Raw genomic sequence first — 18,123 nt, forward strand, 5'->3', positions numbered from 1 at the left:
AATCATGAAAACTTTTCTAATACGTTTGACAATTGGATTTATCGTGTTAATATAAAGGCAAATGAAAATTAAATATACAATTTGTACCACTAGGGGTGCTTTATAGGTAAAAGGTGTTTTTACCGCAGAAGCTGAGATTAAAGTATGACTTTAAGACCCTTAGAACCTGATCTGGTTTATACCAGCGTAGGGAAGTGGGGGTCTGGAACAATACGTTTCTGTATTATTTCTTGTACAACCACTTTCTTTACGTTTAAGAAAGTGGTTTTTTGTTTGCAAAAAAAGGGGTGATAAAAGTTTTTTTCGTAACATTCATTCAAAAAATACAATTTGGAGGTCATGGACATGAAGTTTTCAGAGGAAATTCGTCAGGAAGTGGATCACATTTGGGAAGCTAGTTTTAATCACCCGTTTGTTGCAGGAATAGGAGATGGCACTCTGCCAATGGAGAGTTTTCGTTTTTATGTCATGCAAGATGCCTATTATTTATCTCATTTTGCTAGAGTTCAAGCCTTAGGGGCAGTCAAAGCTACAGATTTACATACAACAAGCAGGCTTGCCGGACATGCACAAGGAACATATGAAGCGGAGTTGAAGCTTCATGAGAATTTTTCCGAGAGATTAGGCATCACAAAAGAAGAACGGGAAAATTTCAAACCAGCCCCGACTGCTTATGCTTATACTTCCCATATGTATCGTGCGGCTTATTCGGGACATTTAGGAGATGTTATTGCAGCTATCTTGCCGTGTTACTGGCTGTATTATGAGATAGGTGAAAAGCTGCAAGGGTGCATGCCCGAAGAGCCGATTTATCAAGAATGGATAGCGGCTTACGGAGGAGAGTGGTTCCGTACTTTGGTGGAAGAACAAATTTCGAGGCTTGATGAGATTGCTGAAAAAGTAACTGATGAAGATAAGGAGAGAATGAAAGAGCATTTTATCCTTAGTAGCCAATATGAATACTCATTTTGGGAAATGGCTTATCGTTTAGAGACATGGCCTGTTCATAAGGAAACACTAGAAGTATAAAAGGAGAATGAAACAATGAAAAAAGGATTGAAATTAACGGATATATTAGTCACGATCGTGATTGCGGTTGCATTTGGAATCGTTTATATTCTTTGGGGTTCGGTTTATTATTCCGTTAAACCATTAGGGTTACATCTGGATCAACTTATTTATGGTATGTGGTTTATAGCTGGGCCAGTCGCCTTTTTAATTTTACGGAAACCGGGTGTGGCACTTTTGGCGGAGATAGCTGCAGCTTCCGGGGAATTCTTTCTTGGTTCACCATGGGGGCTGACCGTACTGTTATATGGGGTGGTCCAAGGTTTGTTTGCGGAACTGGTGTTCATGGGGTTCAAATATAAAAAATTCAATATGCCGGTGACCATTTTAGCAGCGATAGCTTCCTGCTTGGCATCGGTTATCATGGATTTTGCATACGGGGAAATAGGTGCGCTTTCTACTTGGAATCTATCGTTATTCATGATAGCGAGGTTTGTAGGTTCCATATTCTTTGCTGGTGTGACCGCCTATTATCTAGTTAAAGTCCTGGAAGCAACAGGGGTAACTAATCTTGTGCGTCCGGTTTCAAATAAAGATTATGCAGAACTTGATTAAAAGTAGAGGTTGAGGGCCATGGAACCAATCGTTTCTGTTGAAAAGTTAAGAATGAAATTTCCCGGTGATGAATCTTTGATATTCAAGGACCTATCACTATCGTTTGATCAAGGAGAAAAAGTGCTACTTTTGGGACCATCAGGATGTGGTAAGTCGACTCTTTTACAAGTGTTAAGCGGATTGATTCCGAATTCCATCGAAGTACCGATGAAAACGGAGAAATTGAAATGCCCTTCTTCGTGGGGGTATGTTTTTCAAGATCCCGATAGTCAGTTTTGCATGCCATTTGCCGATGAGGAAATTGCCTTCGTCCTTGAGAATCTTTCCGTCCCTAAAGAAGAAATGAAAGAGAAGATTCAATATCATTTCCGTAAAGTAGGATTGAACCTGGGCCATACAAGTATTGAAACATTATCAGGCGGGATGAAACAGCGTCTGGCAATCGCTTCAGTATTGGCCCTTGAACCGGAAGTTATATTTTTAGATGAACCAACCGCCATGCTTGATCCGGAAGGAACGAAAGAAATCTGGGAATTGTTGAAGGAAGTCGGACGAGACAAAACGGTTATTATCGTCGAGCATAAAATTGACCATGTTTTAGAATTCATCGAAAGAATCGTGCTTTTTAACGATGACGGTCAAATCATAGCTGATGGTCCAAGAGACACCATTCTTTCACTATATAAAAATGAAATGAAAGAACATGGAATTTGGTTCCCAGGTGTTTGGGATGAGTATATACAGAAATATGCACCCATTCGGGAACACCCATTTACAGATGATTCACCCCTTATGGATGTGCAAGGCTTTAGAGGTTTTCGGAATAAAGAGGAAAAAATCAAGGTTGAAGAGCTGAAGGTACATTCAGGTGAATGGATTGTAATCAGGGGTGAAAATGGCGCGGGGAAGAGTACTCTTTTGCATGCCTTAATGCAGTTCATAAAAACGAAAGGTAAGTATGAATTATTGGGGACCCCTATTAAAAGAGTGAAAAATCCAACGGATCATATGACGTTTGTCTTTCAAAATCCTGAGTTTCAGTTCGTTGCAAATACTGTATATGAAGAGATTGCTTATTCATTGCGTATTGATAAAAGGCCGCAACAAGAAATAGATGAGAGAGTCCGCTCATTGCTTAAAGTATTCCGCCTGAAGGCACACCGGGATAAACATCCGTTTCAATTATCAATGGGTCAAAAGCGTCGCTTAAGCGTAGCCGCCTCAATCGTAATAGACAAAAAAATCATTCTCCTGGATGAGCCGACCTTTGGACAAGATTCGAAAAATACCTTTGCATTACTGGAATGGTTTGAGGAATATCGAAGGCGCGGAATAACGGTGATCATGGTAACTCATGACGATCATATTTCAGAAAACTTTGCAACCAGGATCTGGATGGTTAAGGACGGAAACGTAATAAGTGATGAAAAAATTGCTCATTCAGGATTTGTGGAGACCAAAGTTAAAAGGAGTGTCATGTAGATGAATGTTTCAAATGCAGAAACATGGCTCCATAGAATTAATCCAAGCCTTAAACTTGGTGTGCTGATTGTGTTATGCATCGTGGCGTTATTCATTCATGACCTGAATTATATGATGAACATCACCATTGGCGTATTACTTTTATTTTTGTTTTTTACCGGGCATTCGATAATGCGCATCTTACTTTTGTCGATTCCCTTTTGTTTCATTTTTATATCCACCTCTTCTGCAATGATATTTTTCGGGCAAGGTGAGACGCTTTGGTTTGAGTGGGGCCTAATATCGATTACGGAAGAAAGTTTCATGAAGGGATTACTGGTAGGCTTTCGAGCTTTGTTCTTTGCGGCCCTTGGTTTAACTTTTTCCTTAACGACGAGACCAGTGAACTTGTTTTATTCGTTAATGCAGCAAGTTAGGCTTAAACCGAAATATGCCTATAGTTTCATGGCGGCATTAAGGCTGATTCCCATCATGATGGAGGAGTTCCAAACGATACGAAACGCGATGAAGGTACGCGGTTTCGAAAGGGGAAAAGGAATAAGATCGGTATATTTTAAAATGAAAGCCTATTCCATCCCGTTGCTATCCGGAAGCATCAGACGTGCTCACCGAATCGCGGTTGCGATGGAGGCGAAGCGATTTACAGACAGTCGGGAACGAACATACTATTATGAATTTGGGTTTTCAAAAAAGGACTATAGTTTCATTCTGTATTTTATCATCCTGCTGTTGGCCGGCTTTTATCTATCGATTCAATTCCCGTTAGTATCTATTTGATTTGATTTTATGAAATTGTAACTTTACTAGTTAGGGGTTCTAGTATGAATGCACATGAATTGCATATTATTTCTACTGGGAAACAGCCAATTGAAAAGTTTGTGGAAATCGCTTCAAACATTCAGGAACATGTTGATTTCTTTTATCTAAGGGAAAAACATATGAGTGCCACGGAACTCTATCAAGCAGTGAGTCTATTACATGATAAAAAGATTCCGCTTTCTAAGATCATCATTAATGACCGCGTGGATGTAGCCTGGGTACACAAAGTATTTGGTGTGCAATTGGCTTTTCATAGTTTAGATGCAGAAGTCGTAAAAGGAGCTTTTCCAGGATTGAATGTTGGCTGTTCGATTCATTCCATGGATGAAGCGAAAGCCGCATTCAGCAAAGGGGCCAATTACGCGATTTATGGACATGTTTTTGAAACGGATTCAAAAATCGGCCTTCCTCCTAAGGGAGTTGAGGAGCTTCATGCAATCACAAGAAATGTCAATCTTCCGATAATTGCGATAGGCGGACTCACTCCTTTCAATTGCCAAGTGGTGCTGGATGCGGGGGCACGCGGAATTGCCGTCATGTCAGGTGTGCTTGAAGCTGAAAATCCGCTTGAAGCCGTTAAAGAATATTCGAAGTCTTTGGGAAAGGAGACATAAGATGAATTCCATATATGATGCAATCATTGTTGGGGGAGGAGTAATAGGTGGATCCATTGCTTTCCAATTAGCCAAGCGAGGTAAAAAGGTCCTTTTATTGGAAAAAGACAGACTTGCCAGTAAAGCATCCAGTGCTGCAGCCGGGATGTTAGGGGCACAAGCCGAGTTAGATGCTGATAACCCGCTTTTTACATTGGCAAGCCGAAGCAGGGGGATGTTTCCTGCACTGGCGGAAGAATTAAAAGACATAAGTGGGATAGACATCGAATTAGTGAACAAGGGCATGTTTAAGGTGGCGCTAACGAATGATCAAGTAGCCGAGTTGAAGAACATGATCAGAGTCCAGCAAGAGGCGGGACTTGAGGCAGATTGGCTATCGACTGCCGAAATAAGGAAAATGGAACCGCTTTTATCGGATGAAATTAAAGGAGCTATGTTCATTCCGAAAGATGGACAAGTTTCAGCCACTAGGCTGTCGCTCGCTTTTACTGAATCTGCAGCTGCCCTTGGTGTAGATATAAAGGAATTTGTTCATGTCTCCGATTTGGTTACGGAAAACGGATGCGTAAAGGGAGTGGTCACGAACATAGGTGGATTTTCAAGTGAAAATGTCATCGTGGCAGGTGGCGCTTGGAGTGCGCTCCTCCTTGAAAGAACAGGGATGAGACTCGACAGTTATCCAGTAAAGGGAGAGTGCTTTTCCGTCCTGACCGATCGTCCATTGCTTGAAAAGACAATCTTCTCACATGGCTGCTATCTTGTGCCCAAAGTTGGCGGGAGAATCATTGTCGGGGCAACGGTAAAAGCGAACACTTTCGATGAAAAGGTAAGTCTTGACGGGATTTCTACGTTAATAGAAAGAGCAAAGCAATTGCTTCCGGCGATTAAAGGAAGCGAATTGGAAAAGGCATGGGCAGGTATACGGCCCCAAACTGGGGACGGCTTGCCGTACTTTGGTGAACATCCGGCATGCAAAGGACTTTTCATTGCAACTGGGCACTATAGGAATGGCATCCTGCTTTCTCCAATTACAGGTGTACTTATAGCGGATATTTTAGAAAGTAAGGCAAATCCAGAATGGTCCGCTTTTCGATTGGACCGTTCGATACAGCCCCTTTTAACTTAATGGAGGTGGATGAATTGGAATTGATTATTAACGGGGAAAAAATACGGATTCCTGCTGAAGAATCAACAGTTACAGGGCTTTTGCAACACTTTAATCTACATAAAAAAGTAGTGATTGTTGAATTGAATGATGAAATATTAGCAAAGGAAAGTCTAAGTGAAACACTTTTATCAAATGGAGACAAGGTAGAGATTGTACATTTTGTAGGAGGCGGATGATATGTTAAAGATTGGTTCTTATGAATTTTCTTCAAGATTATTATTAGGTACTGGAAAATATCCAAATTTCGATGTTCAAAAGCAATCAGTGGAGGTTTCGGAGACGGAAATATTAACATTCGCGGTCCGGAGAATGAACATTTTTGAAGCCAGTCAGCCCAATTTTTTAGAAAAGCTAGATTTGAAGAAATACACACTCCTTCCAAATACAGCAGGAGCTAAAACAGCCAAAGAAGCAGTGCGCATAGCCCATCTTGCAAAAGCATCTGGCTTATGTGACATGATCAAGGTTGAAGTCATTGGCTGTCAAAAAACACTGCTGCCTGATCCTATTGAAACATTGAAAGCTGCTGAAGAATTAGTGAAACTGGGATTCACCGTATTACCTTATACTTCGGATGATGTGTTGCTCGCTAAACGCCTGGAAGAAGTGGGGTGCCATGCAATCATGCCCGGAGCTTCACCAATTGGCTCTGGTCAAGGCATTATAAACCCACTGAACTTACGATTTATCATGGAACAATCAGAGGTTCCGGTAATTGTTGATGCAGGGATCGGAACACCTTCTGATGCAGCAATCGCCATGGAATTAGGGGCGGATGGCGTATTACTTAACACTGCTGTTTCCGGAGCAAAAGATCCAGTCAAGATGGCGAAAGCAATGAAACTTGCCATTGAGGCAGGACGATTGGGGTACGAAGCAGGGAGAATCGAAAAAAATGATTACGCGATTGCAAGCAGCCCAGTTGAAGGATTGAGCATTGGATGAATGAGCGTTATTCACGTCAAGAACTTTTTGGCCCTATAGGGGAAGAAGGGCAATTGAAAATTCGCAAAAAACACGTTTTGGTGATTGGAGCGGGTGCTCTAGGTACGGGAACTTCGGAAGGCCTTGTACGGGCCGGAATTGGGAAACTCACCATTGTTGACAGAGATTATGTAGAGTGGAGCAACCTTCAAAGACAACAGCTATATTGTGAAGAAGATGCACAAAAAAGAATACCGAAAGCAGTGGCAGCGAAGAATCGCTTGAATGCGCTAAATTCGGATGTAATCGTAAAACCGCATGTGGCGGATGTTTCGGTTGATGAATTGGCGAAGCTTGTTGAAGGCGTGGATTTGATATTGGATGCCACTGATAATTTCGATACCAGGATGCTTATTAACGATACTGCGCAAAAATATAAAATACCCTGGATTTACGGAGCCTGTGTAGGGAGTTATGGGATAAGTTACACGGTGATCCCAGAGGTGACCCCATGTTTGAATTGTTTGCTGGAAACGGTCCCGATTGGAGGGCTGACATGTGATACGGCGGGAATCATCAGCCCTGCCGTTCAAACGGTCGTTGCCCATCAAATGGCGGAAGCTTTAAAAATCCTTGTCGAAGATCATGAGTCGCTAAGAAACAAAATCGTTTCATTTGATCTTTGGAAAAATGAACATTCATCCATAAATGTAGCGCAATTAAAAAAAGATACTTGTTTGTCATGTGGGTCAAATCGAACGTATCCCCACCTCTCTTATTCAAATCGAACAAAGACTGCCGTTTTATGCGGAAGGGATTCTGTCCAAATTCGGCCGGCAATGAAGCTTGAAAGAGACTTAGCGGAACTCGAAAATAATCTTCTCGCACAAGGTGGTAAGATCGTCAGGAATCCTTATTTACTTTCATTTACCATCGGAACCCATCGGTTGGTCGTTTTTAAAGACGGGCGGGCGTTGATTCATGGAACAAAAGATATTGCAGAAGCAAAAACGTTGTATCATCGTTATTTTGGCTGAAATGGATGGCACGGACTTGCAATTCACGTTTAAACCCGCGAAAGAGTGCCAAAAAAAGATGCCCTTATAATAGGAAGGTATTGAACATTTTCCAATGTGACTTATTTGCTTCACAAAAATAAAACGAAAGCGGTGTCTGCCTTTTTTTTGGGGCGGCACCGCTTTGTTATGGAACGATTATTTAGACAGCTTACATATCATGACTGCTATTATGCTTCTGACGGGAGTGTTGCCTGTTTTTCACCTTATGAGAACCGCTTAACGGTGCTGGTTGACCTGGGTTATTTCCTTTAGGAGCATTTTTCCGAATATCTTTACCATCGTTTTTGTTCATGTTCGATCCCTCCTATCTCTTAAGATAATCAGTCCGTGAAATTTTATTCACATACATATATTTGCAAACCTCGTACATGCTATGGATGGACACTAATTAAGGAGCTGAACCAAAATGCAGGATAAACAAGATAAGCGAAGGACTTTCCAGGAAGCCCAGCAAAGTTATCAACAAGTATTTGATGTATACTCATCCATTGAGAAGAACGCACCGAATTATGGAACGGAATTGAAACATGTGAAGCAGGAAGTGAACGAGGCCTATCAGCAAATACAATCTGCTTTAGTCACTGCTTCCGAACATCAGAAAGAACAATTGAGAAAATTCGAACAGGATATTCAGGCAATCGTCAATGAGGTCAATTCAGAGGATTATTGAGTGACAGATTCTATCGTCGTGAGTTCATGCGCTTTATTCGTGGGTTTTGCGCGTATTACTTATGCGTTTCCTGATTTTAGAATGGAATAGGCTTTTTGAAAAATGCAGACATCTGCCATTTCAAAAAGCCTATCCTATTTAAAGCCTAGAAATGAAGGGAATCATTGGTTTTTCTTTCTTTTTTTATTATTTTGCCTTTGCATTTCCGATAATGGCGGTTCATTTCCCAGTTCATCATTGTATCCAGCTCCATTACCTTGCGCTTTTGCAGCATTCATACCTGGTATAACATGATTTGCCTTTTGTTTTGTCATTTCGACACCTCCCACCCATAGAATGCGATAATGTCGAATGATTATGTATGAAGTAACAATATGTTTTGCTGGAATAATTTATCAGGCCGAAAATAGGTGTTTTTTCAAGAAAATGCATATCAGCAAGGTTTCCTAGATGCACTTTAATATGTGGGGGATATTTTTCTATAAGAGAAACTTATCAAAAACAATAACTTTCTTGTTATTTACTTATACTCATTTCTATATTAGTATTAAGTTGAAGGAAGAGTTAGGGTGGGAGAAGAGAGAGAAAAATTCGACAAACTAACTTTTTTACTTATATTTATTGTAAACATGGTTTCAGTGAACCAGGTTTTACTTTTATGTGCAGAATACGTTCTGACAGTTTAATAGGGGGTAATATTCATGACGAAAAATGACGTATACCAAGCGCGTAAGTCCTTTGAAATTGACGGGCAACGCTACAACTACTACAGCCTAGACGCTATTGAAAAAGCAGGGGATGGCAAAGTATCACGCCTTCCATATTCCATTAAAGTATTACTTGAAGCGGTACTTCGCCAAGTAGACGGAAGAGTAATCACAAAAGAACACGTTGCGAACCTTGCTAAATGGGGAACAAGCGAGCAACAAGATATAGATGTTCCGTTCAAGCCTTCACGTGTAATCCTACAAGATTTCACTGGTGTTCCAGTTGTTGTTGATTTAGCTTCTTTGCGTAATGCTTTCGCAGCACTTGGTGGAGATCCTGACAAAATCAACCCCGAAATCCCGGTTGACCTTGTAATTGACCACTCTGTACAAGTTGATAAAGCAGGTACAATGGATTCCCTTGATGCCAATATGGATCTTGAATTCGAACGTAATGCAGAGCGTTACCAGTTCCTAAGCTGGGCTCAAAAATCATTCAACAACTATCGTGCAGTTCCACCGGCAACTGGTATCGTTCACCAAGTTAACCTAGAGTACCTTGCGAACGTGGTTCATGCTGTTGAAACTCCAAACGGCGACTTCGAAGTATTCCCTGATTCTGTTTTCGGTACAGATTCACATACTACAATGATCAACGGTATTGGTGTTCTTGGTTGGGGTGTCGGCGGTATCGAAGCAGAAGCAGGCATGCTTGGACAGCCATCTTACTTCCCAGTTCCAAAAGTCGTTGGTGTTAAACTGACTGGCCAACTTCCTAAAGGTACAACAGCTACTGACCTTGCATTGAAAGTAACACAAGTTCTTCGTGCACACGGCGTAGTTGGTAAATTTGTTGAGTTCTACGGCCCAGGAGTAGGATACCTTCCACTTGCTGACCGTGCAACAATCGCTAACATGGCTCCTGAATACGGTGCTACAGTTGGTTTCTTCCCTGTTGATGCAGAAGCGATCGATTACATGCGCTTAACAGGCCGTGATGAAAAACAAATTAAAGTGGTTGAATCATACTGCAAAGAAAATGGTTTGTTCTACTCTCCTGAAAACGAAGATCCAGCATACAATGATGTTGTGGAAATCGACCTTTCAGCAATCGAACCAAACCTTTCAGGCCCTAAACGCCCGCAAGATTTGATTCCACTTTCTCAAATGAAAAAATCTTTCCATGACGCTATCAATGCACCTATGGGCAACCAAGGTTTTGGCATGGACAATTCTGAATTGGATAAAGAAGTAACTGTTAAATTTGCCGACGGTAAAGAAACGGTAATGAAAACAGGTGCGATTGCAATTGCTGCAATCACGAGCTGTACGAACACTTCTAACCCGTATGTAATGCTAGGAGCAGGTCTTATTGCTAAAAAAGCAGTTGAAAAAGGTTTAACTGTTCCAGATTATGTAAAAACATCATTGGCACCAGGTTCTAAAGTTGTTACTGGTTACCTTCGTGATGCCGGTCTTCAACCATACCTTGACCAATTAGGATTCAATGTAGTTGGATACGGCTGTACTACATGTATCGGTAACTCAGGTCCATTGGCTGACGAAATCGAAGCAGCTGTTGCAGAAGCAGATCTTTTGGTAACATCAGTACTTTCAGGTAACCGTAACTTTGAAGGACGTATTCACCCACTTGTGAAAGCAAACTATCTTGCTTCACCTACTTTGGTTGTAGCTTATGCTCTTGCTGGAACTGTGGACTTTGACCTTAACAATGATTCACTTGGTAAAGACAAAGATGGTAACGATGTATATCTTGCTGATATCTGGCCATCACAAGAAGAAGTTAACGCTGCTGTTAAAGCAACAGTTACACCTGAGTTATTCCGTAAAGAATACGAAACAGTCTTCAACGATAACAAACGTTGGAACGAAATCCAAACTAGCAACGAAGCTATTTATGCTTTCGATTCTAAATCAACATACATTCAAAATCCTCCATTCTTTGAAGGATTATCACCAGAACCGGGTTCAGTTAACCCACTTTCAGGCTTGCGTGTAGTTGGTAAATTCGGTGACTCAGTAACAACTGACCACATTTCTCCTGCAGGTGCAATCGGTAAAGATACACCAGCTGGTATCTACCTTCGTGAAAACGGTGTGAAACCGCGTGACTTTAACTCTTATGGTTCTCGTCGTGGTAACCATGAAGCAATGATGCGCGGAACATTCGCAAACATCCGTATCCGTAACCAAGTTGCTCCAGGTACAGAAGGTGGTTACACTACTTACTGGCCAACAGGCGATGTAATGGCTATCTATGATGCTTGTATGAAATACAAAGCTGATGGAACAGGTCTTGCAGTAATCGCTGGTAAAGACTATGGTATGGGAAGCTCTCGTGACTGGGCTGCGAAAGGTACTAACCTTCTTGGCATCAAAACAGTCATCGCTGAAAGCTTTGAACGTATTCACCGTTCTAACCTTGCATTAATGGGTGTTCTTCCACTTCAATTCAAAGAAGGCGAAAACGCTGAAACGCTTGGATTAACTGGTAAAGAAGCGATCGCAGTTCAAATCGACGAAACAGTTAAACCGCGTGATATCGTAAAAGTTACAGCTACTGATGAAGCTGGAAACGTAAAAGAATTTGATGTACTTGTTCGTTTCGATTCCGAAATCGAAATCGATTACTACCGTCACGGTGGTATCCTTCAAATGGTATTACGTAATAAATTAAAAGGCTAATTTCAGCTTTTAGGAAGCGGTAAACCTAATTATATAGGTTTACCGCTTTTTTTGTGTCAAGTTTATGAAACAAAGTGATATCATGATATGATTTAAAGGAATTGCACTTTTCTGCATACCCTTTTATTGATAAGATGGAATAGGGAAGTTGTTCTATTTCTGGAAATGGACTAATATTTTTATTGTAATGGGACTAGGGGGACGAGTATGCTTAAAAAAATTATTGCTTCGGTGGCCTTACTATCACTTATTACTGTAGCGATCGTGCAGGCGATGGATAATGAATCGAAGGGAAATGATGAAAAAGATGCTTTGGGTGGATTGAAAATTGGAGCTAAAGCTCCGAATTTCTCCCTGAAAACTCTGGATGGGAAACAAGTTGAATTATCGGATTATAAGGGCAAAAAGGTAATGCTGAATTTTTGGGCAACGTGGTGCCCGCCTTGCAAGAAGGAAATGCCGGATATGGAGAAATACACACAGCAAGCGGGTGATGATGTCGTCGTACTTGCCGTCAATATTGACCCTGAAAATGATGTACAAGCATTTGTAGAGGATAATGGAATTACTTTTACCATACCGCTGGACAGTCAAAGTGCAAAAAATCCAGTGAATGAGCGGTACAAAATTCTTAGCATACCAACAACTTACTTCATCGACAAAAAAGGCATTATCAGGAATAAGGTGATTTCAGCCATGCAATTAAAAGATATGGAACGAAATATAAATAGTATGCAGTAGGGTAATCTTATGAAGTATCATCAGTATTGAAGTAATTTTTCAACACTCCTGCTGAAACCCGGCTAGATGCTTGATTATAAGGTCTGACGGAACCTTTATGAGGTTCCGTTTTTATTGTAATGTTAACAAAGTTGTCAAAGTTTAATGGAAAAATCAAAAAATTTAAAAATTTATGGTTAAAGTTCATGAAAAAAGGGTTAAAGTATAGAGAGCGGAGAAATGGAATTTTTATCAGGTTAAAAATCTGATAATTATGACAATTCAACGGATGGAAACCATATAGTCATAATTTTACGTTAATTTGGCAATACTGAATTGTATATTAAAAATAAGTAGGTGAAAAGCATGAAAAAAAGAAAAAGGACATTTGAAGAATTAATTAAAGAAAATAAAAGGGAATTATTGATGGACGTTAAACAAATGGAAAGACTTGAGGAACGTCTTGAAAAAAAACATATGCAAAAGGCTGAATAGCTTTTGCTTAAAAAGAGCCAGTGCCATGAAGGTCCTTTCAAGGTGCTGGCTCTTTTTTCATGGCTTTTTCAAAAACTGGCATTCATGAATTTCCTCTTTTTTATCCATGATAAGAGAAGGAGGCGATAGAATGGGTAATCCAAAAAAAGATTCCAAACACTTTAGACCGAGTCATCAAGGAACACAACCAATAGCAGCGGGTGGGAATAACGGTAAGAAAATGCAGGACAAATCCGGCAAACATGCTCAGGTCATTCAAACTAAAGGCGAGTAATCAAGGGATAAGCTAATAAATTAATCGTAATAATATTATGTAAATAAAATAACATGAGGTGAAATAAATGGGCTCATATAAACACAATCAAGATAACCGTTTGGATAATGTTGAAAAAATTCAGGATGCAATTCAAAATACAGAAGAAAACATAATCGCTGCAAATGAAACGTTATCATTCTCTTCAGGGGAGGAAAAACAGGCAATTCAGGCTAAAAATGAACGAAGAAGAAAGAGCATTGATGGAATGAAGGAAGAAATGCAAGATGAGCAAGAAGCCCGGGAAAACGGTTATAGTAACGATAATATTTAAACAAAAAGGGGAGAAAGAGGTGAAAAATCTTTCTCCTCTTTTATTTAAGGTCCATCGGAGGGAAACAGCTTAAATGAAATTTCCACAATTGTTATGGTAAAATGTTTATTGCAACAGAAATGAAAGTGGGGAAACAAAATGTTCATAGCTGAAAACGAAATTGAAGTGCGGTATGCAGAGACAGATCAAATGGGTGTTGTTTACCATGCGAATTATTTTATATGGATGGAACTAGGCAGGACAAAATTGATAAATGATTTAGGATTTTATTATGCTGATATGGAAGCGGATGGCATCCTCTCACCTGTTATGGATATTCAGGCTTCGTATAAAACCCCTGTTAGATATGGTGATAAGGTAAAAGTTAAAACCTGGATTGAAAAATATGACGGCTTACGGGTCGTTTATGGGTATGAAATCGTTAATGGGAAAAATGAAGTGGCTGCTACAGGTCATTCTTCCCACGTTTGCGTTAAAAAGGAGAGCTTCCGCCCGATATCCATTAAACGCATGTATCCTGAATGGCATGAGGCCTATGAGAAAAATAAAAAGCAGGATGAATTGGTTTAATTACAAATATTGAGGTGATCAAAAATGGCTTTTGGGATTAAACGGGTAGATGTAGTAGCCTGGAAGCAGAAAATCGATCAAGGCCAAATAGCTTTTTTAACTCATTATTGGCTGGATGACCGATTTCCCGGTTGCAAGACGGTTACAAAAGTCGGATGCAAAGATTTAAGGCGTTTATCGGAATGGGGTAAGAAATATGGGCTTAAAAAAGAGTGGATTCATCACAGGAAGGATGGCTATTCTCATTTTGATCTTTTAGGGGATAAGCAAGCGGAAATTCTTAGGGCCGAAGATATTAAAGAGCGCCTGCTCGATTGAACAAGAAAAAAACAGCAGTTTACACCGCTGCTTAGTTGTTAAGCACTCTTTTCATAGTGAAATTCTGGTTCAGTCAGTTTTTCATTAAAGGTAATAATTAAATCGTGACCATCAAAGTACCATAAATCTTTTTCTTCTACATAAAAATTAATCTCATTCATAGTTGTTGCGGCCGCTGCAGTTTCAGGTTCTTCTTGCATGATACCTAATGAAAAGCCGCTTTGGACGGTACTATGCCCGCCATATCTTACATAAAAGCGTAAATAAGAGCCTTCTTGAAGCCCTAGCTCATCAATATACCACTTAGCTGCTTGATCGGAAATGGTCAGTTTCATACTAATTCTCCTTCCTAGAGGTTCGTTATTTAAGTATAAAGTAATTATGAAGTAGATGCGAATAATGTGCGTTTAAGAAAGGAAACAACCATGGATATTATATATAATATTTGTTTCATAACTCGAAAAAGATCCAACGAAGTCGAAGTGTTGATGCTATTTCGCCAAAAGGATCCCAATAGGCATAAATGGAATGGTATAGGCGGGAAAATAGAAAAAGGTGAAACCATCGATGAATCGATGGAACGGGAAATTCTTGAAGAAACTGGATTGAAAGTGAGGGGGATGACCTTTCGAGGGATCGTGACATGGAATGAAACGGGTGGAATGTATGTTTACAGAGCTGAAGATGCAGGGGGCGGGCTATCTGCCTGTGATGAAGGGGAACTTGCCTGGAAGCCATATCAATGGGTTATGGAGGCAAATGAAGTTGTGTCCAACATAAAGTATTATCTAAAAGATATATTAGAGGATGAACCACCACTGGAATATGCCTGTACCTATGAAAATGAACAATTAATATCAGTCAAAAAGAAGCCTTTGCCTGATATGGCAAAAGAATTGACTTTCAATTGAAAACCGCCCATGTGCGGTTTTTTTGCTTTTTTTGATTCCTAAGCTAAGCTATATCACAAAGTCGAAATTATATATTGTGAATGGAATGCCATCTGATTAATTTCCTTATAAAGCGGGAGCTGCTGATTAGCGGAAATCGGAGCAGGTAAAAGGGAGTACGGCAAAGCTGTTGCTTTCATTATTGGCTCAAAAGCATATGTATGGGTATGAGATGCAATCAGCGCAACAGTGTGATGCTGATTTACTTTATAAAGGCATGTTATATCCAGAAATGTAATGGAATACCTTTCAAGATGTAATCCGTAAGGTCGTTCGTACACATATGACACACAAAAAATAGCTGCAGATTCCTGCAGCTATTTTGTATTGTCTTTTTCTTTTGCTTCAGCCTCGGCAAGCTTTCTCAGCAAAACTGGTGTAGGCATATGCATGATTTGCTCTAAAGGCAAGTTTAGTGACTTGGATAACTTTAAAGCGGTTTCCGGTGATATTTGCAATGGCTTCATGGCACTTTCTCCTATCGATACGTAATAGCTAGTTCCAGTGTAGCCTCTGTTCTACAATAATTCAATCCTTACTTGTTAAACAAAATTCAAACTATTCTCTCAATTGAAAGTTAATAGAAATAATTTAGGTCCTTTCACCTTGACAAAGGAATTGTATTGAGGCCGGAATAAAAAAAATTATAGTCTAAATGAATCATTTATTTTGAAGTTAATCTGATTTACTTTCAATTAAATGGATAAAAATGATCATGTTTCCTTGTTGGTATATCTTGGATTAACATTGTCGTGATTTACAAATCAGGGGGGAGTGGATATGGGGATTTTCATAAAAGTGAAGGCGAAAAAAGCAAACTGGTTTCAAAAAGCAAAAGAAACAGATTGCATATTGGATATAAGCAGTGAACAGGTGAAACTTCAGGTTAATATCATCGATAAAACCGAATTCGATTTAGAGCTGATCCATGCTTTTAGAGAGGCAATCTAACCCCAAATCGAGAGAGTTGTTGATGCCTTTTATCCAACGGTTCTCCAGGTTCCTGAATTGAAAGGGATTATCACGGCGTGACAGCACAGTGGGAAAATGGAGGAAAACGTTAATTACTCATATGTTATCTTTATTCAATGGTGTGATTTACGATGATTTTGTTGAATTGCGGACAAAGGTGGCGAAGACTCATTATCGTATTGGCTTACAGTCGCGGCGGTATTCATCCGCTTTTCAAAATGTACAGAATCACTTGTAAAGAATTCCTTTGAACAAACCAAGAATGAAGATGAGCAGCGGGCATTAATATCTACGATAGGAAAAATGCTCAATATAGAACAGCAATTAGTCCCTTGAGGAAGTATGAAGTGGAAAATTTAAAAGCTAGGCAAATCAATATAAAGAAATAAAAGAGGAAGTGAAAAGGAAAATAGTGAAGAAGTCTTGTATTTAAGTGAAGAACGGATGCTTCCGTTAAGCAATTGATAGAAAACGGGCAATTTGTCAAAATACAGATCGCAACGAAGAGGGGCAGAATCGTATGCAGATCTTAACGGAAAAGGTACAAAACCTTGTTAATTTCATGAAAAATGTTGATGAAAAAATCGTTTTATTAAACAAACCTTTCTTAAACATCACCGAGTGTATTAAGCTTGTACAGGGAATGGCCGAACAGACAAATTTACCATCATTGAACTCAGCCATCGAGGCAGCACGGGCAGGTGAACATGGTAATGGATTTGCGGTTGTTTCGAATGAGGTCAGGAAACTTGCAGAACAGTCTAAAAAGTCGATAGCTGAAATAGATGCAATCGTGCAATCATCAAATGAATATATGAAAGATGTTGTTGATTCTGTCCTAAGGTTCAAGGAAGTGGTTCAAGCAGGCGAGAAGGAATCGGAGTTAACGGAAAATTCCTTCAATGAAATAATCGGAGTCATGTAGAAAGTAAAATAGGCCCATATATACGGGCCTGTTTTCACTTGGATATGGTGTGTTTTACAACCATTTTACTTTAGGTTCAGTTTTATCGATAATCCGCTTGATGTTTGCGCGATGCCGGTAAAAAATGAAAATCGTTATTATACCGATTACAATAATGAGCGCTATATCACCAGTATGAAACACTAAACTGTAGATGAGAGCAAGTAAACAAGCAATCATGGAAGAAAGCGAGACATATTTGGATATGTATAAGGATATGAAGAATATGAAAACGGCGAAAACGAAAAACAATGGTTCATATGCAAGAATGACACCAGCAGAAGTCGCCACAGCTTTACCGCCCCGAAAGTTTGCGAAAATGGGAAACATATGACCGATGACCGCAAAAACTCCGGCTAGCAATGGATTCATACCCACGCCTAGCATATCCGGCAGAAAAGTTGCTAGGGTACCCTTAAGAATATCCATTATAGTAACGGTTAGTCCTGCCTTGACACCAAGTGTCCTGAAGGTATTTGTCCCGCCTAGATTTTTACTGCCATGCTCCCGGATGTCGATTTTGTAAAATGTTTTACCGATTATTAAACCGGAAGGAATCGAACCGATCAGGTAGGCAGCCAGTATAGTGATAAATGTAAGCATTCTATTACCCTTTCTTTAAGAAAAATCTTCTTTTTTTATCACGTTTAAGGGTGATTGTTCCCTTTTTCAAAAATAAACGTGTAGAAATAGCTAAAAACAGCCCTAAAATACCTGTTAAGCTTCTCTTATTGTAACATTTTCGTGACAAAATG

26 protein-coding genes and 1 riboswitch are annotated in these 18,123 nt (G+C 39.8%); of the genes, 21 read left to right on the top strand and 5 right to left on the bottom strand.

Annotation, left to right across the window (positions count from 1 at the left end; translation table 11 throughout):
• The first annotated feature begins 81 nt into the window (after nt 1-81).
• Nucleotides 82-210, top strand: a riboswitch (TPP riboswitch).
• A gap of 135 nt (nt 211-345) precedes the next feature.
• From tenA to ACIQYG_RS19665, 9 genes are read left to right on the top strand one after another with little or no spacing between them, the layout of a single operon-like run.
• Entirely contained in the window at nt 346-1,029 is a 684-nt protein-coding gene (gene tenA, locus ACIQYG_RS19625) for a thiaminase II (RefSeq protein WP_402841303.1), read from the top strand.
• A gap of 15 nt (nt 1,030-1,044) precedes the next feature.
• Nucleotides 1,045-1,623, top strand: a complete 579-nt coding sequence (locus ACIQYG_RS19630; protein WP_402841306.1) for an ECF transporter S component — start codon at nt 1,045-1,047, stop codon at nt 1,621-1,623.
• 18 nt (nt 1,624-1,641) lie between these two features.
• Nucleotides 1,642-3,105, top strand: a complete 1,464-nt coding sequence (locus ACIQYG_RS19635) for an ABC transporter ATP-binding protein (protein WP_402841309.1) — start codon at nt 1,642-1,644, stop codon at nt 3,103-3,105.
• Nucleotides 3,106-3,882, top strand: coding sequence for an energy-coupling factor transporter transmembrane component T family protein (locus tag ACIQYG_RS19640; protein ID WP_402841312.1), 777 nt, complete (start codon nt 3,106-3,108; stop codon nt 3,880-3,882). It abuts the gene before it with no gap.
• A 44-nt stretch (nt 3,883-3,926) separates the two neighbouring features.
• The gene (gene tenI / locus ACIQYG_RS19645; RefSeq protein ID WP_402841314.1) at nt 3,927-4,538 is read left to right on the top strand and encodes a thiazole tautomerase TenI; all 612 of its coding nucleotides are present in this window, start codon (nt 3,927-3,929) and stop codon (nt 4,536-4,538) included.
• A gap of 1 nt (nt 4,539) precedes the next feature.
• Entirely contained in the window at nt 4,540-5,664 is a 1,125-nt protein-coding gene (gene thiO / locus ACIQYG_RS19650) for a glycine oxidase ThiO (RefSeq protein ID WP_402841317.1), read from the top strand.
• Nucleotides 5,665-5,678: 14 nt separating this feature from the next.
• Nucleotides 5,679-5,882, top strand: a complete 204-nt coding sequence (gene thiS / locus ACIQYG_RS19655) for a sulfur carrier protein ThiS (RefSeq protein WP_402841320.1) — start codon at nt 5,679-5,681, stop codon at nt 5,880-5,882.
• Nucleotide 5,883: 1 nt separating this feature from the next.
• Nucleotides 5,884-6,651 carry a thiazole synthase gene (locus ACIQYG_RS19660; RefSeq protein WP_063233542.1) on the top strand — a complete coding sequence of 256 codons (768 nt, stop codon included), beginning with the start codon at nt 5,884-5,886 and terminating at the stop codon, nt 6,649-6,651.
• On the top strand, nt 6,648-7,667 hold the full coding sequence (locus ACIQYG_RS19665; protein WP_402841324.1) for a thiazole biosynthesis adenylyltransferase ThiF: 1,020 nt from the start codon (nt 6,648-6,650) through the stop codon (nt 7,665-7,667). Before ACIQYG_RS19660 ends, ACIQYG_RS19665 begins: the two co-directional genes overlap by 4 nt.
• A gap of 190 nt (nt 7,668-7,857) precedes the next feature.
• Here the strand turns inward: ACIQYG_RS19665 and ACIQYG_RS19670 are convergent, their stop codons facing one another.
• On the bottom strand, nt 7,858-8,001 hold the full coding sequence (locus ACIQYG_RS19670) for a small acid-soluble spore protein P (RefSeq protein WP_083450736.1): 144 nt from the start codon (nt 7,999-8,001) through the stop codon (nt 7,858-7,860).
• Nucleotides 8,002-8,115: 114 nt separating this feature from the next.
• On the opposite strand from ACIQYG_RS19670, the gene ACIQYG_RS19675 reads away from it, so the two are divergent.
• Entirely contained in the window at nt 8,116-8,379 is a 264-nt protein-coding gene (locus ACIQYG_RS19675; protein WP_095393699.1) for a hypothetical protein, read from the top strand.
• A gap of 161 nt (nt 8,380-8,540) precedes the next feature.
• Here ACIQYG_RS19675 and sspO read toward each other — a convergent pair whose 3' ends face one another.
• Nucleotides 8,541-8,693 (bottom strand): small acid-soluble spore protein O, encoded by a 153-nt coding sequence (gene sspO / locus ACIQYG_RS19680; RefSeq protein WP_034312428.1) that lies wholly within the window; start codon nt 8,691-8,693, stop codon nt 8,541-8,543.
• Nucleotides 8,694-9,080: 387 nt separating this feature from the next.
• Between sspO and acnA the strand changes: the two genes are divergently transcribed.
• The 7 genes from acnA (at nt 9,081) to ACIQYG_RS19715 (ending at nt 14,482) form a co-directional block, all read left to right on the top strand.
• Nucleotides 9,081-11,792, top strand: a complete 2,712-nt coding sequence (acnA, locus tag ACIQYG_RS19685) for an aconitate hydratase AcnA (protein WP_402841329.1) — start codon at nt 9,081-9,083, stop codon at nt 11,790-11,792.
• 207 nt (nt 11,793-11,999) lie between these two features.
• Entirely contained in the window at nt 12,000-12,533 is a 534-nt protein-coding gene (locus ACIQYG_RS19690) for a TlpA disulfide reductase family protein (RefSeq protein ID WP_402841331.1), read from the top strand.
• 345 nt (nt 12,534-12,878) lie between these two features.
• Nucleotides 12,879-13,007 (top strand): FbpB family small basic protein, encoded by a 129-nt coding sequence (locus ACIQYG_RS19695; protein ID WP_072272906.1) that lies wholly within the window; start codon nt 12,879-12,881, stop codon nt 13,005-13,007.
• A 130-nt stretch (nt 13,008-13,137) separates the two neighbouring features.
• A complete protein-coding gene (locus ACIQYG_RS19700; RefSeq protein WP_048678620.1) occupies nt 13,138-13,281 on the top strand; it encodes an acid-soluble spore protein N in 144 nt (47 codons plus the stop codon).
• Between the two features lie 67 nt (nt 13,282-13,348).
• Nucleotides 13,349-13,594, top strand: coding sequence for a small acid-soluble spore protein Tlp (gene tlp / locus ACIQYG_RS19705; RefSeq protein ID WP_402841334.1), 246 nt, complete (start codon nt 13,349-13,351; stop codon nt 13,592-13,594).
• Nucleotides 13,595-13,732: 138 nt separating this feature from the next.
• The gene (locus ACIQYG_RS19710) at nt 13,733-14,164 is read left to right on the top strand and encodes an acyl-CoA thioesterase (RefSeq protein ID WP_251431735.1); all 432 of its coding nucleotides are present in this window, start codon (nt 13,733-13,735) and stop codon (nt 14,162-14,164) included.
• Between the two features lie 24 nt (nt 14,165-14,188).
• Nucleotides 14,189-14,482, top strand: a complete 294-nt coding sequence (locus ACIQYG_RS19715; RefSeq protein WP_402841336.1) for a hypothetical protein — start codon at nt 14,189-14,191, stop codon at nt 14,480-14,482.
• A gap of 38 nt (nt 14,483-14,520) precedes the next feature.
• Here the strand turns inward: ACIQYG_RS19715 and ACIQYG_RS19720 are convergent, their stop codons facing one another.
• Entirely contained in the window at nt 14,521-14,817 is a 297-nt protein-coding gene (locus ACIQYG_RS19720) for a HesB/YadR/YfhF family protein (protein WP_402841339.1), read from the bottom strand.
• Nucleotides 14,818-14,907: 90 nt separating this feature from the next.
• Between ACIQYG_RS19720 and ACIQYG_RS19725 the strand changes: the two genes are divergently transcribed.
• A complete protein-coding gene (locus tag ACIQYG_RS19725) occupies nt 14,908-15,393 on the top strand; it encodes an NUDIX hydrolase (protein WP_402841341.1) in 486 nt (161 codons plus the stop codon).
• Nucleotides 15,394-15,749: 356 nt separating this feature from the next.
• Here ACIQYG_RS19725 and ACIQYG_RS19730 read toward each other — a convergent pair whose 3' ends face one another.
• Nucleotides 15,750-15,899 carry a YycC family protein gene (locus tag ACIQYG_RS19730; protein WP_402841344.1) on the bottom strand — a complete coding sequence of 50 codons (150 nt, stop codon included), beginning with the start codon at nt 15,897-15,899 and terminating at the stop codon, nt 15,750-15,752.
• 313 nt (nt 15,900-16,212) lie between these two features.
• Between ACIQYG_RS19730 and ACIQYG_RS19735 the strand changes: the two genes are divergently transcribed.
• The 3 genes from ACIQYG_RS19735 to ACIQYG_RS19745 all read left to right on the top strand — a co-directional run bounded on the left by ACIQYG_RS19735 (nt 16,213) and on the right by ACIQYG_RS19745 (nt 17,329).
• Nucleotides 16,213-16,383, top strand: a complete 171-nt coding sequence (locus tag ACIQYG_RS19735; protein WP_402841347.1) for a hypothetical protein — start codon at nt 16,213-16,215, stop codon at nt 16,381-16,383.
• Nucleotides 16,384-16,471: 88 nt separating this feature from the next.
• Nucleotides 16,472-16,642: a protoglobin domain-containing protein gene (locus ACIQYG_RS19740; RefSeq protein ID WP_402841349.1), complete on the top strand. Its 171-nt coding sequence runs from the start codon at nt 16,472-16,474 to the stop codon at nt 16,640-16,642.
• 282 nt (nt 16,643-16,924) lie between these two features.
• Entirely contained in the window at nt 16,925-17,329 is a 405-nt protein-coding gene (locus ACIQYG_RS19745; protein ID WP_483878390.1) for a methyl-accepting chemotaxis protein, read from the top strand.
• A gap of 54 nt (nt 17,330-17,383) precedes the next feature.
• Here the strand turns inward: ACIQYG_RS19745 and plsY are convergent, their stop codons facing one another.
• A complete protein-coding gene (plsY, locus tag ACIQYG_RS19750; RefSeq protein WP_402841352.1) occupies nt 17,384-17,971 on the bottom strand; it encodes a glycerol-3-phosphate 1-O-acyltransferase PlsY in 588 nt (195 codons plus the stop codon).
• Between the last annotated feature and the right edge of the window lie 152 nt (nt 17,972-18,123).

This window comes from Peribacillus sp. NPDC096622 (assembly GCF_044762665.1).
GTDB classification, from domain to species: domain Bacteria; phylum Bacillota; class Bacilli; order Bacillales; family DSM-1321; genus Peribacillus; species Peribacillus frigoritolerans_B.

What these genes read in the sequence shown, in the direction of transcription:
- ACIQYG_RS19735 (WP_402841347.1), top strand. Translation starts at nt 16,213, where the DNA reads ATGGGGATTTTCATAAAAGTGAAGGCGAAAAAAGCAAACTGGTTTCAA.
- ACIQYG_RS19635 (WP_402841309.1), top strand. Translation starts at nt 1,642, where the DNA reads ATGGAACCAATCGTTTCTGTTGAAAAGTTAAGAATGAAATTTCCCGGT.
- ACIQYG_RS19730 (WP_402841344.1), bottom strand. Translation starts at nt 15,899, where the DNA reads ATGAAGCCATTGCAAATATCACCGGAAACCGCTTTAAAGTTATCCAAG.
- tenI (WP_402841314.1), top strand. Translation starts at nt 3,927, where the DNA reads ATGAATGCACATGAATTGCATATTATTTCTACTGGGAAACAGCCAATT.
- thiO (WP_402841317.1), top strand. Translation starts at nt 4,540, where the DNA reads ATGAATTCCATATATGATGCAATCATTGTTGGGGGAGGAGTAATAGGT.
- ACIQYG_RS19690 (WP_402841331.1), top strand. Translation starts at nt 12,000, where the DNA reads ATGCTTAAAAAAATTATTGCTTCGGTGGCCTTACTATCACTTATTACT.
- ACIQYG_RS19675 (WP_095393699.1), top strand. Translation starts at nt 8,116, where the DNA reads ATGCAGGATAAACAAGATAAGCGAAGGACTTTCCAGGAAGCCCAGCAA.
- ACIQYG_RS19640 (WP_402841312.1), top strand. Translation starts at nt 3,106, where the DNA reads ATGAATGTTTCAAATGCAGAAACATGGCTCCATAGAATTAATCCAAGC.
- ACIQYG_RS19715 (WP_402841336.1), top strand. Translation starts at nt 14,189, where the DNA reads ATGGCTTTTGGGATTAAACGGGTAGATGTAGTAGCCTGGAAGCAGAAA.
- ACIQYG_RS19720 (WP_402841339.1), bottom strand. Translation starts at nt 14,817, where the DNA reads ATGAAACTGACCATTTCCGATCAAGCAGCTAAGTGGTATATTGATGAG.
- ACIQYG_RS19725 (WP_402841341.1), top strand. Translation starts at nt 14,908, where the DNA reads ATGGATATTATATATAATATTTGTTTCATAACTCGAAAAAGATCCAAC.
- ACIQYG_RS19665 (WP_402841324.1), top strand. Translation starts at nt 6,648, where the DNA reads ATGAATGAGCGTTATTCACGTCAAGAACTTTTTGGCCCTATAGGGGAA.
- tenA (WP_402841303.1), top strand. Translation starts at nt 346, where the DNA reads ATGAAGTTTTCAGAGGAAATTCGTCAGGAAGTGGATCACATTTGGGAA.
- ACIQYG_RS19745 (WP_483878390.1), top strand. Translation starts at nt 16,925, where the DNA reads ATGCAGATCTTAACGGAAAAGGTACAAAACCTTGTTAATTTCATGAAA.
- ACIQYG_RS19695 (WP_072272906.1), top strand. Translation starts at nt 12,879, where the DNA reads ATGAAAAAAAGAAAAAGGACATTTGAAGAATTAATTAAAGAAAATAAA.
- ACIQYG_RS19660 (WP_063233542.1), top strand. Translation starts at nt 5,884, where the DNA reads ATGTTAAAGATTGGTTCTTATGAATTTTCTTCAAGATTATTATTAGGT.
- plsY (WP_402841352.1), bottom strand. Translation starts at nt 17,971, where the DNA reads ATGCTTACATTTATCACTATACTGGCTGCCTACCTGATCGGTTCGATT.
- ACIQYG_RS19670 (WP_083450736.1), bottom strand. Translation starts at nt 8,001, where the DNA reads ATGAACAAAAACGATGGTAAAGATATTCGGAAAAATGCTCCTAAAGGA.
- ACIQYG_RS19630 (WP_402841306.1), top strand. Translation starts at nt 1,045, where the DNA reads ATGAAAAAAGGATTGAAATTAACGGATATATTAGTCACGATCGTGATT.
- ACIQYG_RS19700 (WP_048678620.1), top strand. Translation starts at nt 13,138, where the DNA reads ATGGGTAATCCAAAAAAAGATTCCAAACACTTTAGACCGAGTCATCAA.
- acnA (WP_402841329.1), top strand. Translation starts at nt 9,081, where the DNA reads ATGACGAAAAATGACGTATACCAAGCGCGTAAGTCCTTTGAAATTGAC.
- ACIQYG_RS19710 (WP_251431735.1), top strand. Translation starts at nt 13,733, where the DNA reads ATGTTCATAGCTGAAAACGAAATTGAAGTGCGGTATGCAGAGACAGAT.
- sspO (WP_034312428.1), bottom strand. Translation starts at nt 8,693, where the DNA reads ATGACAAAACAAAAGGCAAATCATGTTATACCAGGTATGAATGCTGCA.
- tlp (WP_402841334.1), top strand. Translation starts at nt 13,349, where the DNA reads ATGGGCTCATATAAACACAATCAAGATAACCGTTTGGATAATGTTGAA.